Annotated in this window: 5 protein-coding genes; all 5 read right to left on the bottom strand. The window is 39.3% G+C overall.

Annotation, left to right across the window (positions count from 1 at the left end; translation table 11 throughout):
* Positions 1 to 258: 258 nt before the first annotated feature.
* Positions 259 to 2,367: a polyribonucleotide nucleotidyltransferase gene (gene pnp / locus A1019T_RS11940; protein WP_077451864.1), complete on the bottom strand. Its 2,109-nt coding sequence runs from the start codon at positions 2,365 to 2,367 to the stop codon at positions 259 to 261.
* 421 nt (positions 2,368 to 2,788) lie between these two features.
* Positions 2,789 to 3,055 carry a 30S ribosomal protein S15 gene (gene rpsO, locus A1019T_RS11935; RefSeq protein ID WP_028858412.1) on the bottom strand — a complete coding sequence of 89 codons (267 nt, stop codon included), beginning with the start codon at positions 3,053 to 3,055 and terminating at the stop codon, positions 2,789 to 2,791.
* A gap of 194 nt (positions 3,056 to 3,249) precedes the next feature.
* Entirely contained in the window at positions 3,250 to 3,408 is a 159-nt protein-coding gene (locus tag A1019T_RS13300; protein WP_167366876.1) for a hypothetical protein, read from the bottom strand.
* A gap of 21 nt (positions 3,409 to 3,429) precedes the next feature.
* The gene (locus A1019T_RS13295; protein WP_167366875.1) at positions 3,430 to 3,588 is read right to left on the bottom strand and encodes a hypothetical protein; all 159 of its coding nucleotides are present in this window, start codon (positions 3,586 to 3,588) and stop codon (positions 3,430 to 3,432) included.
* Positions 3,589 to 3,693: 105 nt separating this feature from the next.
* Positions 3,694 to 4,227 carry a type 1 glutamine amidotransferase domain-containing protein gene (locus A1019T_RS11930; protein ID WP_077451862.1) on the bottom strand — a complete coding sequence of 178 codons (534 nt, stop codon included), beginning with the start codon at positions 4,225 to 4,227 and terminating at the stop codon, positions 3,694 to 3,696.
* Between the last annotated feature and the right edge of the window lie 612 nt (positions 4,228 to 4,839).

The raw sequence follows: 4,839 nt of genomic DNA, 5'->3' as shown, positions 1-4,839 counted from the left end.
TGGTCTGTGAGTTTATGATTTCTAGGGGTCTTTTTCGGCATATGATTCTATTATGTTTTTGAGTTGATTATATTGTATATTATTTTGTGGAATTGGTATAAGCCTTTTTACAGTAAAATGATAACGCATCTTTTTATAAAAAGAAGGCGCTGATTTATTTCGAAAGAATGTCTCTATATTCTAGACAGCACAATAAAAAAAGCCGCTTCTTTAAGAAGCGGCTTTTTTTGTACTAGATAGAGTTAAGTCATAAGCAAATTAAGCTTGCTCTTGCTCAACGCCTTTCATGGTTAGCTTAATACGGCCACGGTTATCAACGTCTTGAACCAATACATTGATTTCTTGACCTTCACTTAGATAATCAGAAACGTTTTCTACACGCTCATCTGAGATCTGTGAGATATGGACTAAGCCATCAGTACCTGGCAATACGGTTACGAATGCACCAAAGTCTACAACACGAGCTACGGTACCTTTATAGACCTTACCTACTTCAACTTCTGCAGTTAGCGCTTCAATCTGACGAATCGCCTCTTTAGTAGCTGCCTTGTTTTCACCAAAGATACGGATGGTACCATTGTCATCGATATCGATAACAGCACCAGTGTCTTCAGTTAGTTGACGGATAGTTGCACCGCCTTTACCGATTACATCACGAATCTTATCTGAGTTAATTTCCATAACCGCATAGTTAGGCGCATGGGCATTAATTTCAGTACGGCTGGCTGGCAATACTTCGTTCATTGCGTTTAGGATATGGATACGACCGGCATGGGCTTGCTCAAGCGCTTTTTCCATAATATCAGGAGTGATACCTTCAATCTTAATATCCATCTGTAATGCAGTGATACCGTCTTTTGTACCGGCCACTTTAAAGTCCATATCGCCTAAGTGATCTTCGTCACCTAAGATGTCTGATAACACCGCAAAACGATCGCCTTCTTTAACCAGACCCATGGCAATACCGGCCACAGGAGCTTTCATTGGTACACCAGCGTCCATTAAGGCAAGGCTAGCACCACAAACTGACGCCATAGAAGAAGAACCGTTAGACTCAGTAATTTCAGACACCACACGGATTACGTATGGGAAGCGGTCACTGTCTGGAAGCATAGCTTGAACACCACGACGAGCTAGACGACCATGACCGATTTCACGGCGCTTAGGCACCCCTTCACGACCTGTCTCACCTACTGAGAAGTGTGGGAAGTTGTAATGCAGCATGAAGTGATCTTGGATGGTGCCAGCTAATGAATCAATTAGGTTTACATCACGTGAGTTACCTAAAGTGGTAGTAACTAAGGCCTGAGTCTCACCCCGAGTAAATAAAGCAGAACCATGAGTATAAGGTAATACGCCTACTTGGATATCTAAAGCACGAACTGTGTCTAAGTCACGACCATCGATACGTGGCTTACCCGAAAGAATGGCATCACGAACCGTACGGTACTTAAGATCTTCGTAGATTTCTTTGATTTGCGCTTCTTTCTCGCCAAACTCTTCGCTTTCAGGATCCCCTGCAAGAGCTTCTATAGCAGCAGCTTTGATTTCATCAAGCTTGGTATAACGGTCTTGCTTATCGCTGATTGAATAAGCATCAGCTACTTGGCTACCAAACTGGGTGGTTAATTTTTCTTTTAACTCAGCGTTTAGCTCTGGAGCAACAAACTGTTGTTTTTCAGTACCAACTGCTTTGGCCAGCTCAACGATGTTATCGATAACAATCTGTTGCTGCTCATGACCGTATAATACCGCGCCTAACATTTGATCTTCAGACAGCTCAGCTGCTTCTGATTCAACCATTAATACCGCAGATTTAGTACCCGCAACAACCAGATCAAGATCACTGGTCTCTAACTCTTCAATAGAAGGGTTAAGAACGTATTCACCATTGATAAAACCAACACGCGCACCACCAACAGGGCCGTTGAAAGGCGCATCTGAGATAGCCAGTGCCGCAGAAGCACCAATCATAGCAGCGATATCAGCATAGTGTTTTTTATCACTTGATACCACAGTGGCTGTGATTTGGATTTCGTTGACATAGCCTTCTGGGAATAAAGGACGAATTGGACGGTCAATTAGACGAGAGGTTAGCGTTTCAAATTCAGTTGGACGGCCTTCACGCTTGCCGTAAGCACCAGGGATTTTACCTGCTGCGTACATTTTTTCTTGATAGTTAACCGTTAGTGGAAAGAAGTTTTGACCTTCTTTGGCATCACTTTTAACCACAGCCGCCACCAATACTGATACTCCGCCCATATGCACAAGCACTGAGTTGGCTTGTCTAGCGATACGACCGGTTTCAATGATTACTTGCTGGTTGCCATATTGGAACTCTCGAGAAATGGTATTGAACATTGACATTAATTTTTCCTATTTTTATAAATTAGCAAATATAAAGGGGTAACACATCTATTGAGACTTACTTTAGCCTCTAACGTTTGACTGCTTTTTAAGAAATCAAACCCCTGCCTGTAATACAGACGCAGACGGTTTGAACCAAACACGGCAAACGTTAGAAGCCCATTGTCATCAAATAGATGGCCTCTTATTTTACAGGGATTTGCCATAGTTGACCAATAAAAGTCATTTGACACCCTGACTGGATTATCCGACTAGACAACGACCAGCTTTGAAGAAAGTGAGGATAAAGAATGAGATACAAAAAACGGCGTGAAATATTCACACCGTCTTTTTTTATCTAAGGCATGAGCGCTTTAATTTAACTTTTGACATAAACTCATAGCTCCAATTAGGGAGAATGAACTTAAAGCCACCGTTAAAATTAACGACGCAGACCCAGTTCGCTGATTAGTGCTGCGTAGCGAGCTAAATCTTTACCTTTTAAGTAATCTAGAAGCTTACGACGTTGGTTAACCATACGGATTAAACCACGACGGCTATGGTGATCGCCTTTATGCTCTTTGAAGTGATCTTGTAGATCATTGATACGGGCACTTAGTAGTGCGATTTGTACTTCAGGTGAACCAGTATCGCCAGGGGCGCGCTGATATTGAGCAATAATTTGTTCGCGATCGGTTTTAGTTAGCATAAATTTCTCCTGCAATGCATTGATAATATAAAGTCAGTTTTATTGAGGACATCCCTGCATTACTAGAGATGACCTAAAAAAATGACTAAGTAAGCCTACTATTATAACAAAAAACTACTCTTAGGTGAGTAGTTTTTTTTAAATAGATTCAGCAGAGCCTTAAATCTTACCTCTTCTTTGAATCAGGATTTGTCTTATTTATTTTTAGGTCTGTCTGCTTCAGTAGCATGCCTACCTAATGCCTCATCCTCTACAGGAGCAGTAGTCGCTTCTGCTAAAGTATCAGGCTCCTGCTTATCCTCTAAAGCTTCTTCTAAGTTATCTGCATCCTGATTTAGTTTCTTGTCACTCATGATAACCTCCGGTTTAGGGAACTACTTAGATTGTGTCTTTTCAAGATTTTCAGCGATGCCTTCTGCCGCTTTGTCTTGATTCTTGTCTTTATTGTTACCTAAATTACCTTCAACTTGGTTTTTTAAACCCGCAAGTTCAGCTTCTGATTGTTGTTGTGCAATTTTATTATCATTAGACATAGTGTTTTCCTTAACTGCTATAAAAATTATTGATGGATAAATTATGGGTAAATAAAGTTGTAAATTGCTTTTATTTAATGCTGTATTTTATGTTTCTAACAGGGATTACAACTGATTTAGAGTTTTATCAATAGCCTCAGCAAAGGCTTCAATATCATCAGGATTACGGGATGTAATTAGATTTCCCTCTTGCTGTACTTGTTTATCTACAAAAGTACCGCCCGCATTTTCAATGTCTGTTTGTAGGGTGTGATAACCGGTTAAAGTCTTACCTTTTGCTAATCCTGAGTTAATAAGCAGCCAAGGAGCATGACAAATAGCGGCTACAGTTTTATTGTTGTCATAAAAGCTTTTGACAAAATTTTGAGCTGCTTTGTCTACGCGGATAGTATCAGCATTTACTGTCCCACCTGGTAACACAAGAGCGGCATAATCCTCTGCATTGGCTTCATTGAGAAAGAGATCGGCAGTAAAGGTGTCTGCTTTATCCACATCTCCTTTCATGCCTTGTACTTCTTTTTTATCATTAGTGGTAATTAATACCGTTTCATGGCCTTTGTCTCGTAACAAGCGGTCCACTTCTTCATATTCTGATTGTTCAAAATATGAACTTAATAAAAATGCGATTTTAGTACTCATTATTAAACACTCCGTTATTATTGAGACTTTAAATACTGCTGTATCTAGACTTCTGTTCTAGTTGGATTGATGGTTATTATTATTTATTGTTCTAGTAAGGTTTAAGAGTATTGGCCTATTCATTATTATTTTGAGGCCAAACTTTACTTAACCTTTTTTTCACTTATTATTTTTTCACTTATTATTTTCTCACTTATTATTCTTGTCTCTTATTGTTCTTTTTATGCGTTATGCTTTTTAATTATTGGCTTACTTATTTTTATTATTTAATTTTTTTATTTTATTCTTGTTTATTTTTTTCTTTTTAATGTGCTCCTTTCCTTACGCTCACTATCTACAGTACAAGCTTAGTAGCGCCCATAAAAGATACCAGTTGCAAGGAAATGTATATATTTGTGAAATGTGTGGCTGCTAAGTAACTTGTCTCTGTACACGACAAAAATGCTCAAAGTCTCAAAGGTCGTGGACTAGGAGACAAATAACTTATTAGAACCTCAAACACACGTCGATTGCCAGCAAAGAAATACTCACGCAAACCATCAATCAAAACATCCAAACCAATAGCAAACAAACTTTGCTGGGGTCGACCATGTTTCTTAAGCTTTCGTCTTT

The organism is Psychrobacter piechaudii, from assembly GCF_900162825.1.
Classification (GTDB): domain Bacteria; phylum Pseudomonadota; class Gammaproteobacteria; order Pseudomonadales; family Moraxellaceae; genus Psychrobacter; species Psychrobacter piechaudii.
The sequence above is the reverse complement of the archived record's forward strand: the minus strand, read 5'-3'. Positions and strand labels throughout refer to the sequence as shown.